Below are 26,465 nucleotides of genomic sequence, written 5' to 3' on the forward strand. Positions count from 1 at the left end.
CTAGCGCAGCTGCGGCCCCTGAAACCCCATCCACATGGCCAGCTGTGAACCGACGCTAGCACCCAGCTTCTTCGTGAAACGGTCCAGAGCGGAATCTTTGACGGTGAAGTCCATCAGCTCTTCCTCTCCGATCACCTCGCGCGCAACGTAGCTGGTGCTTCCAAGCCCGTCGATCAGGCCAAGCTCCAGCGCCTGCTCACCAGACCAGATAAGTCCGGAAAACAGCTCGGGATGCTCAGCAACCTGTAAACGATCTCCGCGACCCCGCTTGACGCTTTCGATGAACTGGCGATGAGTAGTTCCCAGCACACCCCGCCAGAATTCGGTTTCCTCCGGCTTTTCAGGCTGGAACGGATCAAGAAACGCCTTGTGCTCACCCGAGGTGTAGACCCGGCGCTCCACCCCAAGCTTATCCATCGTTTCGACGAATCCGAAGGTAGCCGCCGTGACTCCTATGGAGCCGACCAGGCTCGACTTGTCCGCATAGATTTCATCCGCGGCGCTAGCGATGTAGTAGGCGCCCGATGCACCCAGATCGGTAATCACCGCATAGACCTTGACGGCAGGATATTCGCCACGCAACCGGCGAATCTCGTCGTAAATGTAGCCAGACTGCACTGGGCTACCGCCCGGGCTATTGATCCGCAACACCACGCCCCTAGTGCTGGAATCTTCGAAGGCCGCTCTCAGCGCCCCAACAATATTGTCCGCACTCGCCGACTCCTCATCGGCAATCATTCCACGGACATTGATCACCGCAGTATGGCTACCGCTCGCACCTTTGCCGTCACCGACCTGCAACAACGGGGAGAACAGCAAAAGCGCGCCAAAGAGATAGATGAAAGTCAACAGCTTGAAGAATATTCCCCAGCGCCGTGCTCGCCGCTGCTCCTGCACACCAGCAAGCAAGGTCTTTTCCAGTACCTTCCAGCTGTTGCGCTCTTCCTTGTCCTTAGCCTCGGCCACGGGCGCGCCCCATTCATCCGACATATTCAACTACCTCGAGAGCCGTATCAGCGGAGCACAGCCAGTCACCGAGCTCCGAAAAGTGATTGATGGACATGCACGGCGCACAGGCCTGCAAGACCTCAAGGGTCTGCGCACCATAGGAGACAGCGACACTGTCGACCCCTGCCCGCCTGGCCATCTCAAGATCGAACAACGAGTCCCCGATCATCAAGGCCCGTTCAGGACGGACGCCGCAGTGCGCCAGAATCTCGTGAATCATCAACGGATCAGGCTTGCTCGCGGTCTCATCCGCGCAGCGGGTCACATCGAAAAAATCGCTCCAACCCTGACCTGCGAGCACCCTATCCAGCCCGCGCCGCCCTTTTCCAGTCGCAACGGCGAGCAGGTGCCCCTGCTCGCGCAACTGCTGCAATGCCAGCGCGACTCCCGGATAGAGTACCGATGGCTCAGCTTCCAGTAGAAGATAATGATCGGCATAGGCACGACGAAACGCCTCGACCGTTTTCGCATCCGTCACATGCGGATACAGCGCGGCGATCGCCTCGGGCAAACCGAGCCCGATGATGCCCTTGATGATGACTTCGTCGAGGGCGGGCAGGCTACAGTTCGCCGCCGCGACGGAAATCGACTGGACGATACGCCCGATCGAGTCCACCAGGGTTCCATCCCAGTCGAAGATCAACAGATCGTATCTATTCACCAAGCCTCTCCAGCGTTCGCGCCCAGGTATCATCGACCGGCGCTTCCAGGCTCAGTTCGCCGCCGTCCGGCAGTGGCACCGTCAAGGCATAGGCATGGAGAAACAAACGCTTGCCGCCCAGCTCACGGATGACTCTGGAGAATTCTTCATCGCCATATTTGCTGTCTCCGGCGATGCCATGACCGGCATGACGCGCGTGCACACGGATTTGATGAGTACGCCCCGTCACCGGCTTAGCCTCGACCAGCGTGGCAAAGTCACCGAAACGACGTAGCACACGGAAAAGCGTCAGCGCCTCCTTGCCCTCCTCGGTGACCTCGACCATCCGCTCACCTGAGCGCAGGGTATTTTTCAGCAGCGGTGCATTCACCTGCTTCTTGCCGGTATCCCAGCGGCCACGCACCAGTGCCATGTAGCGCTTGTCGACACCATCTCCGCGCAGCGCCTGATGCAGATGGCGCAACATGCTGCGTTTTTTGGCAATCATCAGCAGCCCAGACGTATCCCGATCCAGGCGATGCACCAATTCCAGCTCCTTTGCGTCCGGGCGCAGCTGGCGCAACGCTTCGATGACACCAAAGCTGAGACCGCTGCCACCATGCACCGCGATCCCCGCAGGCTTGTTCAGCACGATCAGCGCCTTGTCTTCGTAGACGATCGCTGCTTCCAGCCGCTCGAGCAGCCCCTGCGCCAGCGGAACCGGCTCGTCCCGCTCTGACAGCCGAAGCGGCGGCACACGAACGACGTCACCCGCCTGGAGTTTGTATTCGGGCTTGATCCGCCCCTTGTTCACACGCACCTCGCCTTTACGCAGGATGCGGTAAATCAGCGTCTTGGGCACGCCCTTGAGCTGAGTACGGAGAAAATTGTCGATGCGCTGGCCGGCAAGCTCCGGCGAGACCTCGAGCAGTTGCACGCCGGAGATCTGAGAGGGGGTATTGGTCATCCGCGGATGATAGCAATTTTCCCTTATTTGAAGCACCGAAACATTACTGTTATAGTCCAGACGCCGCCAAAAGCGGCCAAGTCGAGGGATGCCAGCGAAACCGCCATTCCCGACTCAGCACTGTTCGAGGACGTGAGGCCGTCCGACGGAGCTTCTCTCAGTAGCAGAGGCACCGAAACAAGCCTTGAAGACATGATGCGTGCCCCCGCTGGGGAATCGCGATAATCGATAACCCGCTCCCGGACTCTGTGAGCGGCACCCGATTTTCAAAGTATGAGTGTTGGGTGGAGATGCACAGCCATCGGATTGCGTAGCAAAGGCTTTCACAGACGCTTCATTTCGTCCGCTACCGATTGCTGATTCCTCCTCCCCGAACAATTGCCTCTGTTCCGACAGAAGCAGGAGACGTCGTCGCGACGCCGGCCCAACTGGCCTCACATCGCTGGACACTGGAGTGCCTTACAACCATTCCTGACTCACCTGACACCGACCGCGAGAGTCGTGTGTGCCGAACGCCGTTTCCGCTGCCCTGGAAACCGACGGTACTACATGAAAAGAATGCTGATTAACGCAACTCAACCCGAAGAGTTGCGTGTTGCACTGGTCGACGGCCAGCGCCTGTTCGATCTCGATATCGAATCTGGCGCCCGCGAGCAGAAGAAGGCCAACATCTATAAGGGTAAGATCACTCGCGTCGAGCCCAGCCTTGAAGCCGCTTTCGTTGATTTCGGCGCCGACCGCCACGGCTTCCTCCCCCTCAAGGAAATTTCCCGCGAGTACTTCAAAAAGGCTCCGGAAGGCCGCGTTAATATCAAGGACGTTCTGAGCGAAGGCCAGGAAGTCATCGTCCAGGTCGAGAAGGAAGAGCGCGGCAACAAGGGCGCTGCTCTGACCACTTTCATCAGCCTGGCTGGCCGCTATCTGGTACTGATGCCGAACAACCCGCGAGCAGGCGGCATCTCCCGCCGCATCGAGGGCGAAGAGCGTAACGAGCTTCGCGAAGCGTTGAACGGCCTCAACGTACCCGCTGACATGGGGCTGATCGTCCGCACCGCCGGCCTCGGCCGCTCCAGTGAAGAAATGCAATGGGACCTGGATTACCTTCTGCAGCTATGGAGCGCAGTCAAGGAAGCCTCCCAGGATCGCCCCGCTCCTTTCCTGATCTACCAGGAATCCAACGTCATCATCCGCGCCATCCGCGACTATCTGCGCCAGGACATTGGCGAGGTGTTGATCGACAGCGTCGAAGCGCAGAACGAAGCCCTTTCGTTCATCCAGCAAGTGATGCCGCAGTACGCCAGCAAGATCAAGCTGTACGAAGACAGCGTGCCGCTGTTCAACCGCTTCCAGATCGAAAGCCAGATCGAGACCGCCTTCCAGCGCGAAGTGAAGTTGCCGTCCGGCGGATCCATCGTCATCGACCCCACCGAAGCTCTGGTGTCCATCGACATCAACTCGGCACGCGCCACCAAGGGCGGCGATATCGAGGAAACCGCTCTACAGACCAACCTGGAAGCAGCCGAGGAGATCGCTCGTCAGCTGCGTCTGCGCGACATCGGCGGTCTTATCGTCATCGACTTCATCGACATGACCCCGGCGAAGAATCAGCGCGCCGTGGAAGAAAAGGTTCGTGAGGCCCTCGAAGCCGACCGCGCGCGCATTCAGGTCGGTCGCATCTCGCGCTTCGGCCTGCTGGAAATGTCGCGCCAGCGCCTGCGCCCATCGCTCGGCGAAACCAGCGGCATCGTCTGCCCTCGTTGCAACGGACAAGGCATCATCCGTGACGTCGAGTCACTGTCCCTGGCCATCCTGCGCCTGATAGAAGAGGAAGCACTCAAGGACCGCACCGCCGAAGTTCGCGCCCGCGTGCCCTTCCAGGTTGCCGCCTTCCTGCTTAACGAAAAGCGCAACGCCATTACCAAGATCGAACTGCGCACCCGCGCGCGGATCTTCATTCTGCCGGACGATCACTTGGAAACGCCGCACTTCGAAGTGCAGCGTTTGCGTGACGACAGCCCGGAAATCGTCGCCGGCCAGGCCAGCTACGAGATGAGCCCGACCGAGGTCGAGGAAGCTCAGCCAGTTAGTTCTACGCGTACGCTGGTTCGCCAGGAAGCCGCAGTGAAAACTGCACCACAGCGCACCGCTCCTGCACCGACGCCCGCCCCCGCGCCAGTAGCAGCTGCGCCTGCCGCGCCAGAGCCGAGCCTGTTCAAGGGGCTGGTCAAGTCCCTGGTTGGCCTCTTCGCCGGCAAGCAGGAAGCACCGACGGTCGAAGCTGAGAAGAAACCTGCCGCGAGCAGCCGCCCGCAACGCAACGATGAGCGCCGTAGCGGTCGTCAACAAAACCGCCGTCGCGACGCACGCGGTAATCGTGACGAAGAGCGCAAGCCACGCGAGGAACGTGCTCCACGCGAAGAGCGCGCCCCTCGTGAAGAACGCCCGGCCCGCGAAGAGCGTCAGCCGCGCCCGCCACGCGAAGAGCGCAAGCCACGCGAAGCCCGTGAGCCGATCGAGGCCAACGATAGTCCTTCGCAGCAGCAGCCACGCCGCGAACGCACCCCTCGTGAAGATCGTCAGCCCCGCGAAGAGCGCAAGCGCGAACTGCGCGCACCGCTCGACGAGCCAACGCAGACCGCTCCAAACGCCGGCACCAGTGAGGAAACCACCGAGCGTAAGCCGCGCCCGCCTCGCGAAGAGCGCAAGCCGCGCGCGGAGCAAAGCGTGAGCGCGGAGGAGTTGCAACAAAACGAAACGGCTGAAAACTCCCAGGACGAGCAGGATTCAACCGAGAGCGGTGATCGCCCACGGCGCCGTTCCCGTGGCCAGCGTCGTCGCAGCAACCGCCGTGATCGTCAGCGCGACGCCAATGGAAACGAGATCGACGGCGAAAGCGAGACCACCACGGCCGAAGTCAACGAAAGCAATGCTCCGGTGAAATCCGAGCAGGTTGCCATTGCCGCGACCGCAGCGGCTCTCGCTGCGAACACGGCCGACACCGATACGGCGCCAGCTGTAGCCCAGGCAGACGTCGAGGCTGCTCCGCAAGCACCGATACAAGCTGAAACGGCCAACGAGACCGTTGCCGAAACTGAAGTAGTCGAGCCAGCCGAAAGCGTCGCACCGATTGTTCAAGCTGACGCCGCTGAGGTGGTCGCTGCGCAAGCCGAGCCAGCGCCTGCCCCACAGATAGCCAGACAGCCCGAGCCGACCATCAGTGAGCCTAAGGTTATCGAAGCAGCCGCACCTGTCGCCGAGCAGCCCGCTCCGGCGCCGATCGAGCCGGTACCCGCCCCGACTATGACCGGTCGCGCGCCTAATGATCCGCGCGAGGTACGCCGTCGCCGCCTCGAGCAGGAGCGTCTGGCAAAGGAAGCCGCTGAATCCGAAGCAAAAGCTGCCGAAACTCGAGCTCCGGCTGCGACTGAAACTCAAGCCGAAGCAGACCTGGCCAGCCCGGAGATCGTGAGCGCACCAGTTGGCGATGCACCAGCCGAACAAACGGCTAACGCAGCCAGCGGCGATGAGGAAAAGACTGCTGAAGCCACTCAACAACCTGAGCAGTTCACGGCAGAGCCTGAAGTCGAACAAGTCTCCGCCGAGACCACGCAGCCCGAGGCAGAGCCGTTCAAGCCCGCCACGCAAGCGGAGCCTGAGGTGGCTGACGAAGCCGACGAGCAGGACGACGACAAAAAGCGTCAGAGCTGATAGCCACAGCTGTTGAAGCCCTGCATGCAGGGCGTCCAACTGAAAAGCCCCGGTTTCTAGCCGGGGCTTTTTATTTGAGCGGCTTCGCTGCGAGCAGGCTAGCCGCTAAGCATTCAGGCTCGCCAAAATGACGAACCCCACGCTCAGTGGGGTTTCGTCATTCAGCTATCCCGCAAGGAGCGGGGTTCTCATGGCGTCATCAGGCGCGATCAATGCCTTTCTTCAGGGTGTCTTTGGCTTCACCTTTCACCTGCTGCGCCTCTCCCCTGATTTCCTGTCCTTGACCTTCGTTCTTCATGCGCTGATTGTCAGTGGCCTCACCGATACCTTGTTTAACCTTTCCGGCTGCTTCATTGAGGTTGCCTTTCATTTTGTCTTCAGAGCTGCTCATGGCATGTTCCTCTCGCTTCGTGGGTTATGAACAATGGACCGGGCTAATCGCACGATAGTTTCGCTTTTCCGAAGAGCGGTATCGACGCGCTTCCAAGCCAAATAGGTCAACCGCTACGTGCTTTTTTTATCAACCGGTTGAACAGCGGCCGTCCGGCCAGATGAATGAATAGCGGCGCGCCAACGATCAGATAGAAGTAATAGGTCACGAAGCGCCAAACAACGATCGCGGCCGCAGCGGTTGATTTGCCTACCAAAGGCGCCAGCAAGGCAGCCGATGCTAAATCGGCACTCCCTGCACCACCCGGCAGCAAGCTCAACTGCCCGGCAGTAAGGGCCAGTAGCTGGATGATGAAGGTCCACGCCCAGGCGAGTTGGCTACCCAACCCCTGCAGGGTGAGGTAAAGCACGCTGTAGCGCAGCAGCCAGTGCAGTGTCGTCAGTACGAACACGCCAAGCAGGATCGCCCGCGGCAACCGGAAACAATCCAACAGAGCATTGCGGAAGCTCAACACCTTGCGCGCCCAGAAGCGCTTCCGTCGGGCCTTCATGCCCAGACGACCAGCCAGCCAACCATTGATCAAAAATACCTGCCGATGGAAACGCCCGAGCAACGCCAGCAGCACCATCAGGCCGAGCAGTAACGCAGCGCTGAAACCCAGCAGGCTGGCAATATAGGTATTGATCGAATGAGTTACCGCGTAAATCAACACACCCACCAGCGCGCAGCTAAAGAACAGTAGATCGGCCAATTGTTCGACGGCAAAGGTTGCGGTGCCCTTGGCAGGCGTCACGCCCTGACGAAGCAACAATGCCATCATCGTCAGCGGCCCGCCGGCCCCGCCCGGCGTGGCGCATATCGCAAATTCGGTGGCGATGACGATGCCCAGCGCACGAGGCTGCCGCAGGCGGCGTCGCCCGATCAGCAGTCGCAACCGAAACGCGTTGAGATACCAGCCGAGCACGATCATGCCAAGCATCGCCAACAACAGCCCCGGCGGGAAGCGCAACAGCCGCTCGAACAGCCCGGTGCCGCCCAACAGAAGCGGAACCAGTGCCGCGATCAGCAAGGCACCGGCCAACAGCCACCAGCGGCGGTTCATGCCAGGGCGCTCGCGACGGGCGCGTGCCGGCGCAACCACCCGATTTTGGTCATTGGCGTTCTTCCTTCCGCCAGCAGCCGAGCCAGCAAATCAAGCCAGTAACGACGCGAGAACTCATGGCGCATATCGACCGGATGCAGCCCGAGGCGCAACACCGCTGCCTGACGGTGCCGGCTGAGCATCTTTTCACTGACTAGATGCGACATGCCGCGGCGCCAGGCGCTGCGCGCGCTCCAGACCAGGCCGGGAGCGTCTATTGCGGTGTAATCGGGCAATAGATAGAAATGCCCCGGGTCGCTGGTGTAGCTCAGACCAGTTGCCGCCAAGGCCTGCCGCGCCCCGGTACCCAACAACCACGCCGGCGCGACGAAACCGTGCAAAGGCCACTGGTTTCGCTCGAACAGCTCGATGCCCCGCTGCAGGCGCCTGGCTGCCTCGTGCCGATCCAGCGAATAGAACTCACCTTCGTGCGTAAACACCCGGCGCATGAACCAATCGCGAGGCGTGCGAGGCGCCGGCGCCTCGTCCGCGTGATGGTAGCCGTGCAGTATCAGCTCATCACCGCGGGCGAGACGCCCGTCGAGCATATGCCTGAATTGATGATGGTCTTCGAGTCGGTTGCGGTGATGGAAATCCGGCACCACCAACCAGCAGATCGGAATTCCGCCCAGCGCATCGACGGCTTCGACAAAGGATTTGTAGTCAGGCCAGGTTTCCGGCGCCACGTCATGCAGCACCAGTATCAGGCTGCGCTCAGCCATGCACGGCGACCGGCAGATCGACCGTGCCCATTACCGCGTGATAGTGCGCCAACAGGCCGGCCACTACAGCGTCCCAGGCATGATGAGCTTCGACGTGCTGGCGGGCTTGGGTACCCAGCAAGCGTGGGTCATCCTCGAAGATCTCGCGCACCGCCTGCGCCATCGCCAACGCATCCAGCGGACGGCACAGGCGACCGGTATGAAACGGCACCAGCTCAGGCAATGCACCGGCTCGCGCAGCAATCACCGGAATGCCACAGGCCATGGCTTCCAGTGCGACCAGCCCGAACGTTTCCTGGTTACCGGCATGTAGCAACACATCGCAGCTGGCCATGTAACGCGCCACGTCGGCTGCCGGGCAGAAACGATCGATCACCGTAACGTTCTCCGGCACCCGGTGAGGCATGCGCGACCCAACCAGTAACAGATGATAGGGCTTGCCGAGCGACCGAGCGGTGTCCAGCAGGACATCGATGTTCTTCTCTCTGGAACCGCGTCCGGCAAAGATCAGCAGCCGCGCCTCGTCTGGCAATCCCAGCTTCTGGCGCAGTTCAGGATCGCGCCGGTCCGGGCGGAAGGTTTCCAGATCCACGCCCAAGGGCTGCACATAGACATCGCCGACGCCAAGGTCCTGCAGCTTTTCGGCCATTATCCGACTCGGCGCAAGCACACGGTCGAAGCCGCTGTACAGCCGCGAGACGTAGCCGTTCATGTTGGTGCCCAGCCACCCGCCGATGCGGTTGCTTACTAGCAGCGGCAGGTCGGAGTGATAGAACCCGATCACCGGAACGTCGAGACGTCGCCCCGCGTCCAGCGCCGCCCAGGCGGTCATGTACGGATCACCGACTTCGATCACATCGGGGCGCAGGATGCGCAACTGATTGCGCCACGGAGCGCGCCGTACCGGGAAGCGGTAGCCCTTGCCGAAAGGCAGTGCCGGTGCGGGTATCTGGTAAATGCCGCCGCTATGGCTGTGACTGTCGCCCGGCACCAAGATGCTGTGGCGGACCCCCGAATACAGTTGCAGCCGGCGGTGTTTGGCTTCGAGATAGGTACGCACCCCACCACTGGCGGGTGCGTAGAACATGGTCATGTCGGCGATATGCAAGATGGAGCGTCTCCGTAAGGTCTCGATGCAGCACCTTCGGAAGACGAGCGACAGCTAACTCGCTCAGCCGGAACCCACCGCGGCTAGCGCCGGCTGCGCCCGAAAGATTCTGCAATGAAATCAATGGACCACCAGCCTTGACAGTTGTTCGCGCGCGCTGGGTCGGCGACCTTAGCCATCGACGCGCTTGTCCCCCTCATCCTTGCCCTCGGACGACGCATGCTCAATGACAGCATTCATCTCCGCTCCAAACAGCAGCACCGCTGCGGAAATATAGAAGTAGAGCAACAGCACGATCACCGCCCCGATACTGCCGTAGGTGGCGTCGTAGTTGCCGAAGTTCTGCACGTAGATCCCGAAGCCCACCGATGCGGCAATCCAGACGATGACCGCCAGTACCGAACCCGGCGTGATGAAGCGAAACTCCTGCTCGACATCTGGCGTGACGTAATACAGCAACGCCACGACCAGCATCATCAGAAACACGATTACCGGCCATCGCAGCCACATCCACAGTGTCACCACAATGTCCTTCAGGCCCACCTGCTCGGCGAGCCACTCGATCACTTGTGGTCCGGTCACCATCAAACCTGCCATCGAGAGCAGAATCAGCGCCAGGCCGACGGTATAGACGACCGCCAACAGCATCAGCTTCCAGGTCGGCCGGCCCTCTTTGACGTCGTAGGCCTTGTTCATGGCATTCATCAGTGAGCGAACGCCGATCGACGCGGACCACAACGCAACGAGAATACCTATCGATAGCAGCCCACTTTTCTGCTCCTGCATCTGGTCGATCACCGGATTGACCAACTCCAATGCATCGGGCGGAAGCACCAGCGATACCTGCTCGCGCAGCCAGGCGAAGAAATCCTCAAGATTTAGCATGCCGAGCATGGCAATCAGGAACAACAGGAAGGGGAACAGCGAAAAGATCGCTCGATAGGCCAACGCCGAGGCATAGGTCGTCATGTCGTCGTTGCTGAACTCCTTCACGGTACGTTTCAGCAACTCGAAACTGCCGATGCCGCGCGTATCCAGCAATGCCATTGCGTTACCCCCGAGCTGATAAAAATCGAAACCATCAAAAAATGGGACGACCGGACCATACAAGAGTTCTCCTGCGGCCGCCCCGGCTGTCGCCCAGACAGAGCCTCGCGAAATCCGCCGGCGCCGACTCCATGCGTGCCGGAGCGGCTCGCGCTATTGGTCTGAGCGGAGCGTAATTGTTGCGTGTGGCCATGGTACCCAAGGAACTTTCGGCCTCGCCAACGCTCTTGATGGAGTCTCAGTTCAGTGCATCGCTGACTGCAGGCGCAACCGCGCAGCGCAACGACCGGAACATGCGGTTGATCTGTCGGCGAATCTCGGCTCGCCCCGAAAATTGCCACGCGGATACGCCAGATATGGCTTATGCCGCTCTCGCGGCCGCAGGAGCATCGAATGAAATCGGGATATGCAACGGACGCCCCACAGCCACGAATGAGCGCAGACCTTCTCAAATACGCCCGCCTGATCTTTACCAAGGGCAGCGGCGCCGCGGCTACGCTTGGCCTGAATATTCTGCTGGCGCGCCTGCTGGTGCCCGAACTCGCCGGTACGGTGTTCTTTTGCGTCGCCTTGGGCATCTTCCTGTCGCTGCTGGCGCGACTTGGGTTGGACATCGCCTGTCTGAAGAGTATTTCTTCATTGAGCGATGGCCAGCAACGCCGCTATTTCCACCGAGCGCTGGGTCTCGCCACGCTGATGAACGTTCCGGTCTTTCTGATCGGCCTGGCTGTGGTGTATTTCTCCGAAACCACCCAGGCGCATTTCGCTCACGCCACCCTGCTGTTCGCTGTCACCGCGCTCGGCCTGTCGTTGCTGAGCATTTCCAGCGAGACGCTGAAAGCCAAACATAGAACCAGCGAGGGACTGTTCTGGCAGACCGCGTTTCAACCAACCCTGACGTTGCTATTGGTCGCGATATCCGGCAATGACCTGACCACCGTGGCCACCTGTTTTGCAATCAGCTACGGCTTGGCCATTCTCGGCTCGATATGGCGTGCCCATTCCAGCCTCCCCGCTTCCGGCTCCAAACACGCGCTCAGCTGGCGGGAAATGCTCACCTTATGCGTACCGCTGATGCTCATCGCTGTGATGAACAGCATCATCGAGCTGTCCGACACCTTGATGCTCGGCGTACTGCGCTCGGCCAGCGAGGTCAGCATCTATTACATAGCCGCCAAGATCGCCGCGCTCTCGACGACCTTGCTGTTCATCATCAACGGCACCATCGCGCCCGACATCTCGAAACGCTGGGCCCGGAACGACCGTGCGGGCGCCTTCACCATTGTGCGTAGGTATTCGCGCTTCATGCTTGCGCTGGCTCTGGTGATCCTGCTCGCCATCGGTCTGCTGCGCGAATACATCCTGGCCGTGTTCGGCGCAGAATATCGGGAACAGGGCGTCTATCCGTTGCTGGTACTGGCTGCGGGTTATTTCTTCGTGCTGGCCGCGGGACCGCTTGGCATCTTCATGACCATGACAGGCAACCATCGCCGCTATCTGCACAACAATATCGCCGCCTGTGTGATCAACGTGGCGCTCAACCTCATTCTGATTCCGCGCTACGGCGTTAATGGCGCCTGTTTCGCCACCGCCGTGGCGCTGACACTGAAAAACGCCCTGCTCTACGTCCAGTTCAAACAAATCGAAAGGAGTCCGACGCCATGACTGACCGGGTAAACGTAATTGCTTACGGAGCCTATGACCGGCACAACTATGGCGACCTGCTCTTTGCAATCGTCCTCAAACGTTATCTGGAAGCGGACGGCCGCTTTTCCGTACTGGTCGCGGCGACCAAGAAATCTGATCTTTCGAGCTATGGCGCGCTACCTACCATTCCGCTGAAGAAAGCACTGGAAATAACCCGTGACCAGCCTAAAACCATGCTCATCGTCGCCGGCGGCGAATGCCTGACCGCACAATGGGAGAGCATCATCGGCTACCTCGCGCCTCAGGCGATCTACTACCCGATCAAGGCGAGCCCCTACCTCATCGGGCACAAGGCATTCATTCGCCTGAGCCGACTGTTTACCTCGATTCCGTCGGATATCCCGCTGGTATTGGGCGAGCGCGACCTGCCCGGTTACAAGGTGATGTACAACAGCGTGGGCGGTAACGAGATCAGCCGGAAGAAACCCGTGATTCACCAAGCCATTCGCCGAAATCTCAAGGACTGCACCTATGTTTCGGTGCGTGACCGCGAAACCTCGGCCGAACTGGACAAGCTTGGTGTCGAGCACAACTTGGTGCCCGACAGCGCCATCCTCATTTCCGATATCTTCCCGCAGCAGATCGACACGACCGAGCCCGGCCATATCGTCTTCCATATTTCCGACCACCACGCCAAGCGGCGCATCGAGGCGATCGCTCAGCAGCTGACCGAACTCAACGTCACCACCGGGCTGAAAATTGCCCTACTTACCATCGGCAAGGCCCCGGGGCACTCCGACGACGGCCCGCTCGACAAGCTTCATAGCCTGCTGGGGGATGAACGTGCTTACCGCGTCGACAGCGGCAACATCGAAGACATCATCCGCTGCATCGCCACCAGCAAGCTCTACTGCGGCACCAGCCTGCACGGCGCCATCACCGCCCTGGCCTATGCCGTTCCGCAGATAGCGCTTCTTCCGCAGCGCGTCGTCAAGCTGTCGAGCTTCCTCGAAACCTGGGTGCCGAAGCAGTCTTGCGGATTTGCAGAGGTTCCCCAGATCAGCCAGATCGGTTCCAACCTGATCAATGCCTTCGGCGACACCCAGCGAGCCGAGCTACGGGCCGTTGTCGAGGCGATGAAAAGCCGAGTACGCGCCAATCTCGATCATATGATCAAGCTTTACGAGCAGGCCCCTGCTCGGGGCGAGGAGGAAGCGAAGGGGCAACCCAAATCAGAAGCCCTTGCCGCGAACTAGCGTCACGAATGCACATTAAGTGTCAGCGCCTTTGCAAAAGGCGCATGTTTACTTCGAGCGAGAAGTATTCTCGGCAGAAATGAAAAAGGGTTAGCCGAGGCTAACCCTTTGTCTTTTTCATTGGTGCCGGTGAGAGGAGTCGAACCCCCGACCTTCGCATTACGAATGCGCTGCTCTACCTACTGAGCTACACCGGCAATAAGCGGCGCATTGTCATATTTCGCCGGTGCAGCCTCAAGACCTTACCGGCGAAACTGCTACTTGAGCAGACGCGAAACGACGCTGCGTGACGTCACAATCCAGCTGAGTTCGAGCCGGTTGTGCTTGCCGAGCTCGAATTCGACCGAGTAGCTTCGCCATGTTCGGCGCTTTGCTGCTTGACCTGAGCCGCGACCTCTTCACCTTTGGCCGATATTTTCTGATACCCCTCTTCAGCCTTGTGGCGAAGATTGTCGGTCATACGGTCACTGGCCTCACCCAGCATCTCGTCCTCGCGACGCGTCGGCGGCACCGAAGCGGCCAGCAGCGCACCCAACGCGATACCGATTGCGCCAAGTGCCAGAGGCTGCTCTTGGAGAAGTTGATTGAAGCCGCCACGCGCCCGGTCAGCGCCGCCGCGCAGCCTTTCGGAAGCGTGGCGCCCAGAGTCGCTGGCTCGCGTACGGGCATTGCCGAGCGACTCGGAAACGTTGTGGCTCATTTGGCTGGCCTTGTCCTTGAGACTGGCGCTCTGTTGCTTGATCCCAGCGGTCTTGGCCGAAAGCTTTTCACCCATCGAGGGGCCGGTTGATGTACCGCCATAGCTGCTGGTAGTGACGTTCGAATGTGGCTGACGATTCTGCCCTGCCATCATCCAGAGCAACCCTATGGATGTCAGTACCGTTGGCACCGGGTTGGCCTTGACCGTATTGCTCAGGTTTGAAAAGAACTCTCCGCCACCGCCTTTCACGTAACCCAAAGCGGTATCGATGAGCTCGCCCGGAGACAGCTTGCTTTCCAGCGCGTGAACAATATTGCCTATCTCGGCTCGCGTCTGGTCAATTTCCCGCTCCAGCTCGGCGGGATCCTTCTGTGCTTCGGCATCTATCTGATTACGTGTGCTCATGATGTGTGCCCCTTGACGGCTTCTTTATCCTTGTTGACCGAGTGAATGGTGCGCTCAGGCTTGAATGAGGAAGCCTCGAATTTCTTCTTGCCGGCAGACACCATCACCAGACCGATCACGACGACGACACCGCCGACGATCAGCGCAGCGAGCCATTGCTCCATAACCGTGCTCAAGCCATAAACCGCCGACATCAGCAGGACGATGAAGCCGCCAAGCAGCACTGCACCACCGGTGGCGACGCTAGCAGCACCGGCCTTGGTGGCACGGATGGACTCGCTCAGTTCGGCTTTCGCCAGCGCCAGTTCTTTGGTTACCAGCGATGGAACTTCGTGAGTCAGCTGTCGCAGCAGCCCTCCTACGGAGGTGTCGTTCTCGCTGCGCATGCCTGGCTCCGGTGTCACCGTGGTCGTGGTTGTCTTACGTGCTTCGCTCATGGGAAAAGCCCTCCGTCAGTACCTTTGCCGTCGCGGTTGGTTGTGGAGCCCAGACCAGCGCCCGATGTCGAACCCAGGCCGCTACCGGTTCCCGTGCTGGTCCCGGTGCTGCTGGTACCTAGACCGGACCCGACGCCTGCGCCAGTGGCGCCACTACCCACACCGGCGCCCGTTCCGCTCGTAGACGTAGTGGGACGCGAACTGGTAGCTGAGGAAACCCCGGCATTACTAATGCTGCCAATCGTTCCAGACTCACCGGTGTTCAGACGTTCGTTCAGCTCATTCTGATCGGGGAAACGGTCACCCCGGCTGCCCGAGGACGAAAACGAACTAGAGCTATCCTGATGGCCATAGTCGTCATGGGAAGTTCGCTTGCTGGAGGCACGGGCGAAGCGAGTCAGCCCGAAACCGAGCGCGACGCTGCCTGCAATGAACAAACCGGGGTTGTCCCGTGCCAGTCGGTTCACGTCCTGAAAAAGCTGATCAACGCTCTTGCCGCGTAGGTCATCCGAGAGTTTGACCATGCTTTGAGCCATGGTGGAAACATAAGTGGACAAGCCCAGACGATCCTGCCCTTCCAGTTCCTGAGCAGCGGCCTTTGCGCTTTGAGCGACAGCTTCTAGCTCATCGGCAGCGGTTTCGCGATAGCCTTCGAGCTGGCTCTTGCCTTGAGTTTTCACCTCGTCGGCAGCGTGCCGAGCCTTGGCTTTCGCGTCCTCAGCCGCATGCCCCATCGTCGAGCCAGTGGTGGACTGGCTGGAGGTAGAGGTTGAAGTGCTGGAAGCGGAATTGGGGCCGGTCTTGGGCTGGCCACCGTAACCAGTGATTTCTTCGTCGGGTGTCGTCATTTTGATTCACCTTTTATATGGCTTGGCCGGAAGACCACGGTCCGTAGAAACACAGCAATTGCAGAACCGCGAACTGTGTAATTTCGGTGCGCACATATATGGTGACCGGGGCTGTATTTTCGAGTTCCCTTATTTCGGCAAGCCCCCGACTGGGAAAGTTAGTTGCGTAAACTTCTTTTTTGCTTAACTTTTCCAAACCGGGTTAATGGCAACTTGCCCGCAATTCTTTGCAATGCCGCCAAACTAATGGGTTTAAGCGTAACGGCGTAGCTAACAAGCGAAACGGTTGTTCGATAGTTAAAACAGCTCCGATAAATCGAAGTCGCGCCTCACCCTTCCCACCGAGCGAAACCGCATCCGACGAGCAGCACTCTTGTTTGTAGCCGCCTTTTTCAACGCATAAAAAAACGGGCCCGTAGGCCCGTTTTCTTTTTTGGTCGCGGTTTACAGCGGACCGATGGTAGAACAAGTCTTCTTGGCAGCGGCATGCTTCTGCAGCGGTGCCAACTGAGGGCGGTGCTTACCACTGGTTACGTCCAGCGCCATGATGTTCTCACCCCAGCGAGGACCGGCTGCCCAGTAGGTGCTCGGGATGCAGTTCTCGGCCAGGTAAGCCAACAGGTTGTCGGTAGCGACCACGGCAGAGGGAGAGAAGTCCGGAATGCCATGCTCACCAAGGTAACCACGCAGCTTGTTCTTCTTCAGCCACTCGACCCAAGGCTTGACCCGCTCGACACCCAGCATCGGAGCGAAGGTCTCGTTACGATTGCGGTAGGTGCCCGAGTAGTCGTAGTCCAGGTACTGGTGCGCCTCATAGACCAGGTTGTTCTTCGGATCACGCATCCAAGGATCGTTGATCAGCTGGGTGTTGTACTTCTGCCAGTGGAAGGCGCTGGAGTAACGGTCACCTGCGACCATGATCCAGTTGGTCGGGTCGATCTTGCGGATTGCCTGGCCAGCTGCCTGAGCAGTTTGCGGCCACATGTTGTTGCCAGTGTTGTACGGCTCGTTCATCAGACCGTAGCCATACAGTGCTGGGTGCTTGGACACCTGCAGGGCGATCTTGCGCCAGGTTTCGGCGAACTGAGCGCGCGGTACTTCCGGTGAGTTGATCACCTTGCCGTAGTAACGGTAGTAGTTGTGCATATCAAGGATGACCTTGATGCCGTACTTATGCGCGTGGTCCAAGGACTTCATGATCCGCCCCATTTCCGCTGCGTCCAGCTCGGTGCCCAGCTTGGGCTGCACGCGCTCCCAGAGGAAGCCAAGGCGCACGAGCTTGAAGCCGAGCGCGCTATGACGCTTGTAATACGACTCGTCGGCGAAGGTGTAACCCTTGTTGTAGATGCCTGGAACGTTCGATGGATCGAACACGCCCGAACCGAAGTTCACGCCAACCAGATCGATGCCCTTGCCGTCGGAAACGATCGGAGTCGTAGGCGCCGGAGTCGGTGCTGGAGTCGGCGCAGGCGTTGGAGCCGGCGTCGAAGTCGAAGGCGTGGTCGCGCCAGTGCCGGACACCACGCTGATGGTCTTCGGATAGCCCACAGCGCTAGCCGACAGTGCAGAGCCCTTCAGCATTACCGACAGGTGAGCGCCAACGTCGTAGACCGCAGCGACCTGACGCACTTGACCATCGGCCAGTTTCACCGAGGCACCGACAACGAACGCAGACTTGTTAGCGGCGTTATCAGGGATCGAGAAGCCAGCCGACTTGCGGTAGATGCCATTTTCCCAATCTGAGTTGGTAAAGCTATTCATGCTGGCCGTGTAGCTGCTGCTAGGTGCAGTCGGAGCCGGAGTCGGTGCGGGCGCAGTCGGCGCTGGCGCTGGCGCTGGCTTCGCAGTATTCGAGCTGACTACGGTGCTGACAGTGCGCGGCGCACCAACTTTAGCGCCATCGAGCAGGCCGCCGTCGACGTAGATGCTGATGTTCTTACCAACCACGTAGACGCGGGTGATCTTGCGCACCTGGCCGTCAGCGAACTTGATCTGTACGCCCGGCTTGAATGCGGCGATCGCAGCGGACGATGCCGGGACCGAAAGGCCTGCGGACTTGCGCCAGACACCATTGAGGAAATCGGTGCTGTTGAACTTGTTGATCGAGGAGGTGAAGGCAGTCGCCGACGATGCAGTTATCGAAATATCAGCAGCTGCGTGACCGCTCATGGCGAAAGTGCCAAATACTGCAGCGAGAGCGATGGAGCGGACAAGTGCCTTAGGGGCACCAGTAAAAACATTGATAGACATTCAGTCTCTCCGAAACTTAATACTTCGAAAGGCCGGAGCCTTTAAAAAAGTGCGGGAGTTAATTAAGTCGTACAGGCGCTTACTGGCAGATATCTCACTACGCGCAACCGGACGAACCGCTTGGCAAAGGACGCCGGATTACCTAGTGGGTGAACCCGGCAATCCGTTGCGTGGCGGCTTTATAATAGGTTTTAAAAAGAACTCAAAATTTTTTTGACGGCATTAGATCGCCAAATCTCCGCCATCTTTTTGGCCAGCCATTAATGCGCTATTAGAATGTGGCTCTTTGATATTGCGCTTAATAGCACCCCAGCCGCTTTAAATCGTTTATTTACTCATCAGGCCGGCGTCATTTTTTTGAATTTCGCCCTCGGCAGATTCGCTTTCGGCTATAGGGCGAGCCGACGAACGGTCACAGCAAGACCCTCCAATTTCCGGTCGGCTGATAGGAGAGGAAGGGGGATTTCCGCCCCGGTAATTCCCGAAACGAACCCCCACGACAGCAATCGGAGCCACCATGACGCAGCACACGTTCAAAGTCGGTGATCACGTCCGCTGGAATTCAGAAGCCGGTCATGTCACTGGCCATATCACCAAGGTGCATACGCGCGATACCGACTACAAAGGACACACGCGCAGAGCCAGTCCCGACGAACCCCAATACGAGATCAAAAGCGACAAGACCGACCACGTCGCAATGCACAAGGGAAGCGCGCTGAGTAAAATCGGATGACCCTGCCCCAACAGATCTGGACGATTGGCCATTCCACGCACACGCCCGAGGCGCTCATCGCGCTGCTACGCCACTACCGTATCGAGGCGATCGCCGATGTTCGCCGCTTCCCCGGGTCGAGACGCCTGCCTCAGTTCATGTCGGCGAATCTGGAAGCCTCGCTCGCCCAGCACGGCATCGGCTATGAGTGGATAGAGGAGCTCGGCGGCCGCCGCCGAGCCTCTCCAGGGCCGAGCACGAGTGCGTGGCGCAACACCTCGTTCCGCGGCTACGCCGAGCATCTGAATAGCGAGGAGTTCGCCAGCGGATTGCAACGGCTCCTGCGCCTGGCCGCCCGCCAGCCAACCGCCATGATGTGCGCGGAGGTTCTCTGGTGGCGATGCCATCGCTCCATGGTGTCGGACGTGCTGAAGCTGCGCGGCATCGAGGTATGGCATATCCAGGACGAACAGCGGCTGACGCTTCATCCTTACACCTCGCCAGCAAGACTGGAAGACGGTGAGCTGACCTATGACGAGGGTGTTGGAGAGCCGCTCAAGGCAACCGGACCAAGCAAAACCTGAGCGCAGCTGGCATAGCTACATGAGTGGCAATGCCCCACGACAATAAAACAGGTTCGGTAGAGCTGGAGCCTCGAGAAACTTTTCTGTCTTCATAGCTTCATATAGCTGGATCGCTCGCAACCGCTTATTCAGGCTCCCTGTAATAGAGCCCGCCGCCATTGCGCAACATCCTCACAAGACCGCGACGGAGCCCGCTTGCTCAAACGGCACGCTCAGGGAGAACTGCCTTGCCAACTCTAAGCCTGTCAGAAAAACTCGCTGCAGCCAGCCAGCGGTTTGCCGGCGGGTCTTCGGCGAAGATATTCAAAGGCATGGCGACCCTCGCCGTCGGCAATGGGCTGGCGAGAATTGCGGGCTTGGCAGCCATCCCGATCCTTACTCGGATCTACACCCCCGAGCACTTCGGCATTCTTTCGGTTTTTACCGCCCTGCTGCTGATCCTGACGCCCTTGATGACGCTGCGTTACGAGCTTGCCGTCCCGCTGCCTCGCCGAGACAGCACCGCCATGATCCTGATGGCGCTATCCGCCCTCCTCATTGTCCTGATGACCATGGCCTTGAGCGTGATGCTCGCGCTGGTCGGCCCCGCTCTGCTGACCGTGGCCTCGGTGGAGGCGCTGATACCGTACCGTTGGATTTTGGTCTTCGCCCTGTTCAGTGCAGGTATATATGAAGTGCTGCTGATCTGGGCGGTTCGCCGACGCGCCTATCCGACCATAGCCCGGACTCAGCTGCAGCAGAGCGTCATCGGATCGATTGCCAAGATTGCGTTAGGAGTGGTGGGTCTGAAGCCGCTCGGGCTTCTTGCGGGCCAGGTCTTGGGCGCCGGCGCGGGAACGATGACACTGGTACGGACGTTTCGCGCGGACGTGAAACGCTACTGGCGCCACGTTACGCTGAGGCGAGGCTGGTACATGTTGCAGCGCTACAGGAGCTTTCCCGCCTACCGCCTGCCATCGCAGTTGCTGCAAATCTTCTCAAGCCAGGCTCCCTTGCTGCTGACCGCATCCGTCTATGACGCCCGAACCACCGGGCAACTGGGTTTGGCAATGATGACGCTGGCGCTGCCCATGAACCTGCTGGGACATTCCACGAGTAAGGCTTATTACGCCGAGATCGCCTCGATGGGGCGCAAACGCCCGGCCGAAATTCGCACGGTCACCTATTCGGTCATCAAAAGGCTGCTTGCACTCGCGGTCGCTCCCACGCTATTGCTGCTGGTCTTCGGTCCGGCGCTGTTCGCCCTTGCGTTCGGAGCTCAGTGGGAGCTGGCGGGTGAGCTGGCATCGATCCTGGCGATTTATCTTCTGTTCCAGTTCATACACGCGCCAGCGTCTCATCTGCTATCGATATTCGAAGGCCAGCGCCTGCTCCTGATGCTGAACGTGCAGCGCGCAATCCTGACGGTCGCCTGTTTCGTCAGCGCGCACTTACTGGACTTACCAATCACCTCGGTGCTGCTGCTTTATGCAATAACGCTTTCGGGCCACTACCTGTTCAGCTTGCTGATGACGCTACGGGTCATTCCCCGCTAGCGAGTCATTGAAAAGGGCAACTGCAGGCAGTTTCAACGGGCTGCTGGACGCGCCGATAACGCGTCCGTCCTTTCTTCTGAGTTCAGGGTTCGCGCTTGAGTGCGTTGAAGCCGCCGACGCGCCGAGATCCAGCGAAGGCATTACGCGACAGGTAATAGAAAAATAGCGGGATACCCACGGCGTAACGCTTGAACAGGCGGCGCGGCTCCATGAGCATGCGGAACGCCCACTCCAATCCGAATCGACGAAAAAACATCGGCGCACGCGGGAAGCGCTGCGCCGTGAAATCAAGAATCGCACCGCCACAGATCAGCAATGCAGGAGTGTCCATCGCCTTCTGAAGATGCAGAGCCACATGCTCCTGCTTCGGCATGCCCATCGCCAGAACAATGATCGGATAGCGACCCGGTACATGGTGCTGTCGATAGAACGCCAGGTAATCCTCGGAACGCTTGAATCCATCTATCGCATGAAATATGCGGTTCCCAAACAGCTTGCGGGCGCCATCGCTCAACCACGGCTCTCGCGTGCCCATCGCAAACAGCTCGTAACGATCCTCGGAGTCACCTACCAGATCGTCGATCAACTCTGGAATGAAGTCAGAACCATTGAGATTGGCCTTCGGTTCCAAACCGTTGAGCATGCAGGCGATCTTGATGCCGATGCCATCGCGCAGCAGGTAATTGACCTGGAGAAAGCTATCCCGAACCGAAGGATGACGTTGCGCAATGTTGTAGCCGTGCTGATTGAGAAAACCAAGAATCGTTGGCGACTCACGCTTCCTCAGCTCGGAAATGAAATGCCCGGTCTCCACTTCATCCAGTAGTTTCAGCTTCCCTATCAAAGGATCCGTCCTTTTGGTGAGGGGATTTTTCATAAATAGCTTCTCTGTCTGTAATTCGATTGAAAACTCGTTGGATACCCGCCGTGACAAATCATGGATCGCACACCGCGGTGAGGAAGATTCGCTTAGAAAAAACTGAACATTGCCCGCCCACGCCGGACAAACGAAGCAGCCGCCCCTGCGGCACCTTCTCAAAGAGCAAGAAGAGGTAATCAGATGATAAGGACACGCAGCGCTTCGAAACGGTCAAAAGGAATACTCCTCGGACTCGCACTTGTGCTCGGGAGTGCCGCAAGCGAGGCAGAAAATATCGATTTGATCGGGCTTAACATTGGCGGAGCCGCATTCTCCGGGAATGTCATTCCTGGAAAATATAAAACAAATTATTTCTTCCCCGCCCCCGGCTACTTCGCCCAGTGGCAGGAGAAGGGAATTAAGACCATTCGCTTCCCAATCATGTGGGAGCGCCTGCAACGAGAATTGTATGCAGAGCTCGACGAAGATTACGCACAGTTGATCGAGCAAACCTTTCAACAAGCCGCTGAACATGACATACGGGTGATCCTCGATATCCATAACTATGCCCGCTATCAGAAACAGATCATAGGAACCGAAGCCGTACCGATATCGGCATATGAAGACTTGTTGGAACGCATCGCCAAGCGCTGGAAAGATCAGGAAGGGCTTTATGCCTACGACATCATGAACGAGCCACACGGCGCCGACGAATATTGGCCGGCAGCAGCCCAGGCCGGTATCGACGCCATCAGAAAACATGACGAGAAGCGCCCCTTGTTCATCGAAGGCAACTTCTGGTCGAGCAGTTTTCTTTGGCCCAAGTTCAATGATCCGCTGCTGCAACTGAAAGACCCCTCCGACAAGTTGATATTTTCCGCCCACTTGTATCTGGACAAACACAGCAGCGGACAATACAAGGAACCGCTGGAAGACGACTTCGACACCATGCTCGGCGTCAAACGGGTCAAACCTTTCATCGATTGGCTGATCAAGCATGACAGGCAAGGCCATATCGGTGAGTTTGGTATTCCGGCAGATGAACCGCGCTTGCTGGAAGCGATGGATAACCTGCTGGCTTATTTGCAGGAACACTGCATTCCGATGACGTATTGGGCGGCAGGTTCGGCGTGGGGCAAATACAAACTGTCCATTGAGCCGAAGGACGGCCAGGACCGCCCACAGTGGGACATACTCAGCAAATATGTCGGTCAGGGTGATTGCAATCGCATCGGACCAAACTGAACGACACTTCACTTGTATCGGCCGCCCAAGGGCGTGGCCGATACACAGCTTTTCAGCTCTTCGAAGAAGGTGCTACCGGCACTCCTCTGCCGAGTATCGATTTGGCCTTGCCGATCAGTTTCGCCTTCAGGCTATAGCTTTTACGCAGCGTATTGGCCTTGAGGTTGTAGACCTGACCCGGCACATACATCTCGTTGGTTTCGATGCAGTACACCGGCTTGCCGCTGAGTTTCATGATCTCGACAGCTTGCTTGACCTCGCTCTCGACAAACAACCGGGTCAGCGGTTGTTTGGCATACACCTCAGCCTTGAACTTGTGATGAATATTCAGCCGACGACGCTCTTCAGCGGTGGGAAGGTCGAGCATGTGCAGGGCTCCGTACTGCACACCATTGCGCTGTAACCATTCTTCCGTTTCGGCGCGATACTTTTCCAGGCGGCTGGTCACCAGATGCGCGACCTTGACCGAAGGAATGAACAGGGGCCGTGTGCAACTGAGGAAATCCCGATAGTTCGGCCCGTCATCGTTTTCCTCGATCGTCGGGTCGACACAAAGCACACCGTCGATATCCAGACAGGCCTGGGTCAGAAACGGGTGGTGCATGATGTTCCATTCGAATACGCGGGGCTGCTCGACGAGCTCGAGATACATATCCACATGGTGGCGGTTATGCCGCTCGGCAAACACCGCCATCGTCACGACGTTGCCATTGTAGATAGCCCGTATCTGCTCCTCGGCGGCCCGCATCGATTTAGCCGAGGAAATACTATCGTCGACGAGCAGTATGTTTTTCGCATCCCTGGGTTTAACCAGTTCGGCATGCTTGTAAGTACGAGTGTTGCCTTTCTTCAAGTCATCATTGCGCAGGAACGAATAGAGATCCGTCAGCGGCAGGTTCTGCTTCAGCGCGATGATGCTGGCGACCAGCATCCCGCTTCGCGGGATACCAACCACCAGGTCGATATCATTTGGAATCTTGCTGGCACATTCGTTGCTGAGCCGTGATAGATCATTCAGGCTTCGGTAATTCATCGAGCACTCCTGTGTCCTGTTCTTTTAACGGTCCATTTCCAGATGGCAAACCTGTCGATGTTTCAACGTCCTAACGACGCACGTAATTGCTTTGTATGGGTGTGCACATAATGCAGTACATAGAGGGCCAGGGCGTTGGGCTTGGAAAAGTTCAGAAAACGCGTTCTGATATCCATATCCTCTCGAATCGCCTCGAAGCGTCGTTTGTGCGAAACACCGGAAGTGTCAAAGATGCACAATGGGAATGACAACTGCATTACTTCGCTTTGAAGATCCAACCCTTTCAGGAATTCAAGCAATAGACAGTAGTCTGCCGACAACTTGTAATCGAGCCTGAACTCGAACGTGCGCAGCCGCTCGTTTTCGAAATACATGGTCTGATGGCTCGCGGGCAAGCCCAGCGGAGCACGTTCGATAGGACGAGCACCGGTGAGTTTCAAATCACCGTTAGCTTCTTTGCGATAGAAATCACCGTAGATGAACTTCGGCTGAATGACCGCCTTAGATAGCTCTTCACTTATTCGCTCAAGGACTTTCGAGTCGGCAAGCGAGTCTCCGCTATTCAGAAACAAGGTATAGCCGGGCGTCTCGACTGCACGAACCCGCCCTTTGTTCATCGCGTCGTAAATACCCTTGTCCGGCTCGATAGTGACTTCAGCCTGACTGTCATCCAGACTTTTCAGCCACTCACCACTGCCATCCTTGGATGCGCCATCAATGACTATCCAGCGAAAGTTCCGATAAGTCTGAGCGGCCAGGCTTTGATAAGTCTCCTTCAGGCCGTCAAAATTATTCCAGTTTATAGTTACGATACTGAAACTGACCATAATTCACCTGTTCGAGATTTGCCGTAAGAGTCGAATTTTCTGTTTGCAGCTTGGCGTAATAAAGGAAGAACGCTGCAGCCATGCCGTAAATATCGCCAGAAAACGTCAACGCGTTGGAAAGCGCGAAGTTAAGCATACTGACGACGAATGACAGTTGCAGCGCAGCCAGGAGAGCGCCTTTATCCGAGCACTGCCGCATGATCCAGATGAAGCCGCCATAGAACACCAGAGCGGCGATAGGCGCCAAGAATCCGAATCGGTAATACACACCGAATATTCCGACGTCGGCAAGATAGAAGTGCGAATTGTAGATTCGCGAGAATCCACCGTCCCATTGCAGAGACAACGCGCCCATACCGAAGTAGTTGTTGGCACTAATGGCGTCCAGAATGATCGATACGGTTCTTTCCCGTACGCCCGGCCCAGAAGTGGCGTCGAAAAGCAACGCATCGAATCGAGCGTACTGCGCGTGATAGAACTCCGGTGCCAGCAGATAAGAAACAACGAGAATCGCCACACCAAGCACGCTCATCTTCATCAACGAGTCAATGCGCTTGCGGAAGATCCACATACCCGCCAAGGCCCAAACCACCATGGTCTGCCGCGTCTGCAGAACCAGCCACAGATAGGCTACGAAATAGAGCAAAATCAGCAACCTGCCGACCGTCACGCGGTCCCGCATGCTGTACATCAACATGAATGCGGAGATGGTGACGAAGGGCGAACCGATACGGAAGCGATTCGGCCTCAACAGATCCTCATATTGCGTCCAGTCGTCGACCGTGAAGGAAACGCCTTTGTTCTGGGGAATGATCCCCAGGTAATAGGCAAAGCCCAAGGTCGCGCAGAACAGCGCTACATAGAGGAAGTACTTCCCAAGCTCTTCTTGGGTCGGAGACGCCATGATCAGCAGGAACAGCGTCGGGAAGAACACCAGGTACTGCAGGAAACGGCGCTCTTCCAGCAATCCGTACATCAGCGGCTGGCCGAAATTCAGGTTTGCAAGCACTGCCGATATCAACGGCAGCATGACGCCCATGAAAATGATCCACAGGCTGGTTTTGGACTGATAGACCCACTTCCATGCGACGAACAGGCAGGCGGTCGCTGCCACGACTAGCAGCAGGAACAGCTCCTGAAAGTATGGAATTCCGGCCCGCTTATCATCCGTCAGGAAGAAGCAGGTGGAGTTCAGCAACAGAAGCATGAACAGTAGATTCTTGTACGCCAGAACTTTCCTTAACAAGCGCTTTCCCCAATTTTCCAGATGTGACGTGGCGAACACAGAACCGAACCGGCTTGGCTTGACGACCTTGGAGGACGGTTCACCACGGCGAGGAATCAGGTGCCATGGATGGACAACGACAGCGGCAAAAAAGTCCGCTGCCATGGCCA

The 26,465-nt window shown here is 58.2% G+C and carries 23 protein-coding genes and 1 tRNA gene; 7 read left to right on the plus strand and 17 right to left on the minus strand.

Annotation, left to right across the window (positions count from 1 at the left end; translation table 11 throughout):
- The 3 genes from NA645_RS01475 to rluC are packed head-to-tail and all read right to left on the minus strand — an operon-like array spanning position 1 to position 2,615.
- Positions 1-990 (minus strand): S49 family peptidase, encoded by a 990-nt coding sequence (locus tag NA645_RS01475; RefSeq protein WP_256047171.1) that lies wholly within the window; start codon positions 988-990, stop codon positions 1-3.
- Positions 980-1,669, minus strand: coding sequence for an HAD-IA family hydrolase (locus tag NA645_RS01480; protein WP_256047172.1), 690 nt, complete (start codon positions 1,667-1,669; stop codon positions 980-982). The genes NA645_RS01475 and NA645_RS01480 overlap by 11 nt, the downstream gene beginning before the upstream one ends.
- Positions 1,662-2,615: a 23S rRNA pseudouridine(955/2504/2580) synthase RluC gene (gene rluC / locus NA645_RS01485; protein ID WP_256047173.1), complete on the minus strand. Its 954-nt coding sequence runs from the start codon at positions 2,613-2,615 to the stop codon at positions 1,662-1,664. The genes NA645_RS01480 and rluC overlap by 8 nt, the downstream gene beginning before the upstream one ends.
- 549 nt (positions 2,616-3,164) lie before the next feature.
- On the opposite strand from rluC, the gene rne reads away from it, so the two are divergent.
- Entirely contained in the window at positions 3,165-6,323 is a 3,159-nt protein-coding gene (gene rne, locus NA645_RS01490; protein ID WP_256047174.1) for a ribonuclease E, read from the plus strand.
- Positions 6,324-6,522: 199 nt separating this feature from the next.
- Here rne and NA645_RS01495 read toward each other — a convergent pair whose 3' ends face one another.
- The 5 genes from NA645_RS01495 to NA645_RS01515 form a co-directional block, all read right to left on the minus strand.
- Positions 6,523-6,714: a CsbD family protein gene (locus NA645_RS01495; RefSeq protein ID WP_256047175.1), complete on the minus strand. Its 192-nt coding sequence runs from the start codon at positions 6,712-6,714 to the stop codon at positions 6,523-6,525.
- 106 nt (positions 6,715-6,820) lie between these two features.
- Complete coding sequence (locus tag NA645_RS01500) at positions 6,821-7,816, minus strand: lysylphosphatidylglycerol synthase transmembrane domain-containing protein (protein ID WP_256047176.1); 996 nt, start codon at positions 7,814-7,816, stop codon at positions 6,821-6,823.
- Entirely contained in the window at positions 7,813-8,577 is a 765-nt protein-coding gene (locus NA645_RS01505; RefSeq protein ID WP_256047177.1) for a DUF2334 domain-containing protein, read from the minus strand. Before NA645_RS01505 ends, NA645_RS01500 begins: the two co-directional genes overlap by 4 nt.
- The gene (locus NA645_RS01510; protein ID WP_256047178.1) at positions 8,570-9,685 is read right to left on the minus strand and encodes a glycosyltransferase family 4 protein; all 1,116 of its coding nucleotides are present in this window, start codon (positions 9,683-9,685) and stop codon (positions 8,570-8,572) included. The genes NA645_RS01505 and NA645_RS01510 overlap by 8 nt, the downstream gene beginning before the upstream one ends.
- Positions 9,686-9,856: 171 nt before the next feature.
- Positions 9,857-10,732: a YihY/virulence factor BrkB family protein gene (locus NA645_RS01515; RefSeq protein ID WP_256047179.1), complete on the minus strand. Its 876-nt coding sequence runs from the start codon at positions 10,730-10,732 to the stop codon at positions 9,857-9,859.
- Positions 10,733-11,125: 393 nt separating this feature from the next.
- Here NA645_RS01515 and NA645_RS01520 point away from each other — a divergent pair, with 393 nt between their 5' ends.
- Both NA645_RS01520 and NA645_RS01525 read left to right on the plus strand, forming a co-directional pair.
- Positions 11,126-12,397 carry a polysaccharide biosynthesis C-terminal domain-containing protein gene (locus NA645_RS01520; RefSeq protein ID WP_256047180.1) on the plus strand — a complete coding sequence of 424 codons (1,272 nt, stop codon included), beginning with the start codon at positions 11,126-11,128 and terminating at the stop codon, positions 12,395-12,397.
- Entirely contained in the window at positions 12,394-13,635 is a 1,242-nt protein-coding gene (locus tag NA645_RS01525) for a polysaccharide pyruvyl transferase family protein (RefSeq protein ID WP_256047181.1), read from the plus strand. The genes NA645_RS01520 and NA645_RS01525 overlap by 4 nt, the downstream gene beginning before the upstream one ends.
- A 121-nt stretch (positions 13,636-13,756) precedes the next feature.
- Here NA645_RS01525 and NA645_RS01530 read toward each other — a convergent pair.
- The 5 genes from NA645_RS01530 to NA645_RS01550 form a co-directional block, all read right to left on the minus strand.
- Positions 13,757-13,832 (minus strand) — tRNA-Thr (locus tag NA645_RS01530).
- Positions 13,833-13,927: 95 nt separating this feature from the next.
- Positions 13,928-14,740 (minus strand): DUF3618 domain-containing protein, encoded by an 813-nt coding sequence (locus NA645_RS01535; RefSeq protein ID WP_256047182.1) that lies wholly within the window; start codon positions 14,738-14,740, stop codon positions 13,928-13,930.
- The gene (locus tag NA645_RS01540) at positions 14,737-15,177 is read right to left on the minus strand and encodes a phage holin family protein (protein ID WP_256047183.1); all 441 of its coding nucleotides are present in this window, start codon (positions 15,175-15,177) and stop codon (positions 14,737-14,739) included. The genes NA645_RS01535 and NA645_RS01540 overlap by 4 nt, the downstream gene beginning before the upstream one ends.
- On the minus strand, positions 15,174-16,025 hold the full coding sequence (locus NA645_RS01545) for a hypothetical protein (RefSeq protein WP_256047184.1): 852 nt from the start codon (positions 16,023-16,025) through the stop codon (positions 15,174-15,176). The genes NA645_RS01540 and NA645_RS01545 overlap by 4 nt, the downstream gene beginning before the upstream one ends.
- Positions 16,026-16,469: 444 nt before the next feature.
- Positions 16,470-18,275: a glycoside hydrolase family 5 protein gene (locus NA645_RS01550; protein ID WP_256047185.1), complete on the minus strand. Its 1,806-nt coding sequence runs from the start codon at positions 18,273-18,275 to the stop codon at positions 16,470-16,472.
- A 517-nt stretch (positions 18,276-18,792) separates the two neighbouring features.
- On the opposite strand from NA645_RS01550, the gene NA645_RS01555 reads away from it, so the two are divergent.
- From NA645_RS01555 to NA645_RS01565, 3 genes are all read left to right on the plus strand, one after another.
- Positions 18,793-19,008, plus strand: coding sequence for a DUF2945 domain-containing protein (locus NA645_RS01555; RefSeq protein WP_131650545.1), 216 nt, complete (start codon positions 18,793-18,795; stop codon positions 19,006-19,008).
- Positions 19,005-19,571, plus strand: a complete 567-nt coding sequence (locus NA645_RS01560; protein WP_256047186.1) for a DUF488 family protein — start codon at positions 19,005-19,007, stop codon at positions 19,569-19,571. Before NA645_RS01555 ends, NA645_RS01560 begins: the two co-directional genes overlap by 4 nt.
- A gap of 158 nt (positions 19,572-19,729) precedes the next feature.
- Positions 19,730-21,106, plus strand: coding sequence for a lipopolysaccharide biosynthesis protein (locus tag NA645_RS01565; RefSeq protein WP_256047187.1), 1,377 nt, complete (start codon positions 19,730-19,732; stop codon positions 21,104-21,106).
- Between the two features lie 82 nt (positions 21,107-21,188).
- Here the strand turns inward: NA645_RS01565 and NA645_RS01570 are convergent, their stop codons facing one another.
- The gene (locus NA645_RS01570) at positions 21,189-21,950 is read right to left on the minus strand and encodes a WecB/TagA/CpsF family glycosyltransferase (protein ID WP_256047188.1); all 762 of its coding nucleotides are present in this window, start codon (positions 21,948-21,950) and stop codon (positions 21,189-21,191) included.
- Between the two features lie 216 nt (positions 21,951-22,166).
- Here NA645_RS01570 and NA645_RS01575 point away from each other — a divergent pair, with 216 nt between their 5' ends.
- Positions 22,167-23,210 (plus strand): glycoside hydrolase family 5 protein, encoded by a 1,044-nt coding sequence (locus NA645_RS01575; protein ID WP_256047189.1) that lies wholly within the window; start codon positions 22,167-22,169, stop codon positions 23,208-23,210.
- Positions 23,211-23,262: 52 nt separating this feature from the next.
- Here NA645_RS01575 and NA645_RS01580 read toward each other — a convergent pair whose 3' ends face one another.
- The 3 genes from NA645_RS01580 to NA645_RS01590 form a co-directional block, all read right to left on the minus strand.
- Positions 23,263-24,243: a phosphoribosyltransferase family protein gene (locus tag NA645_RS01580; RefSeq protein WP_256047190.1), complete on the minus strand. Its 981-nt coding sequence runs from the start codon at positions 24,241-24,243 to the stop codon at positions 23,263-23,265.
- A 62-nt stretch (positions 24,244-24,305) separates the two neighbouring features.
- A complete protein-coding gene (locus tag NA645_RS01585) occupies positions 24,306-25,070 on the minus strand; it encodes a glycosyltransferase (RefSeq protein WP_256047191.1) in 765 nt (254 codons plus the stop codon).
- Entirely contained in the window at positions 25,033-26,460 is a 1,428-nt protein-coding gene (locus NA645_RS01590; protein WP_256047192.1) for a hypothetical protein, read from the minus strand. Before NA645_RS01590 ends, NA645_RS01585 begins: the two co-directional genes overlap by 38 nt.
- Positions 26,461-26,465: the final 5 nt, after the last annotated feature.

The organism is Stutzerimonas stutzeri (assembly GCF_024448955.1).
Taxonomy (GTDB): Bacteria; Pseudomonadota; Gammaproteobacteria; order Pseudomonadales; family Pseudomonadaceae; genus Stutzerimonas; species Stutzerimonas stutzeri_AQ.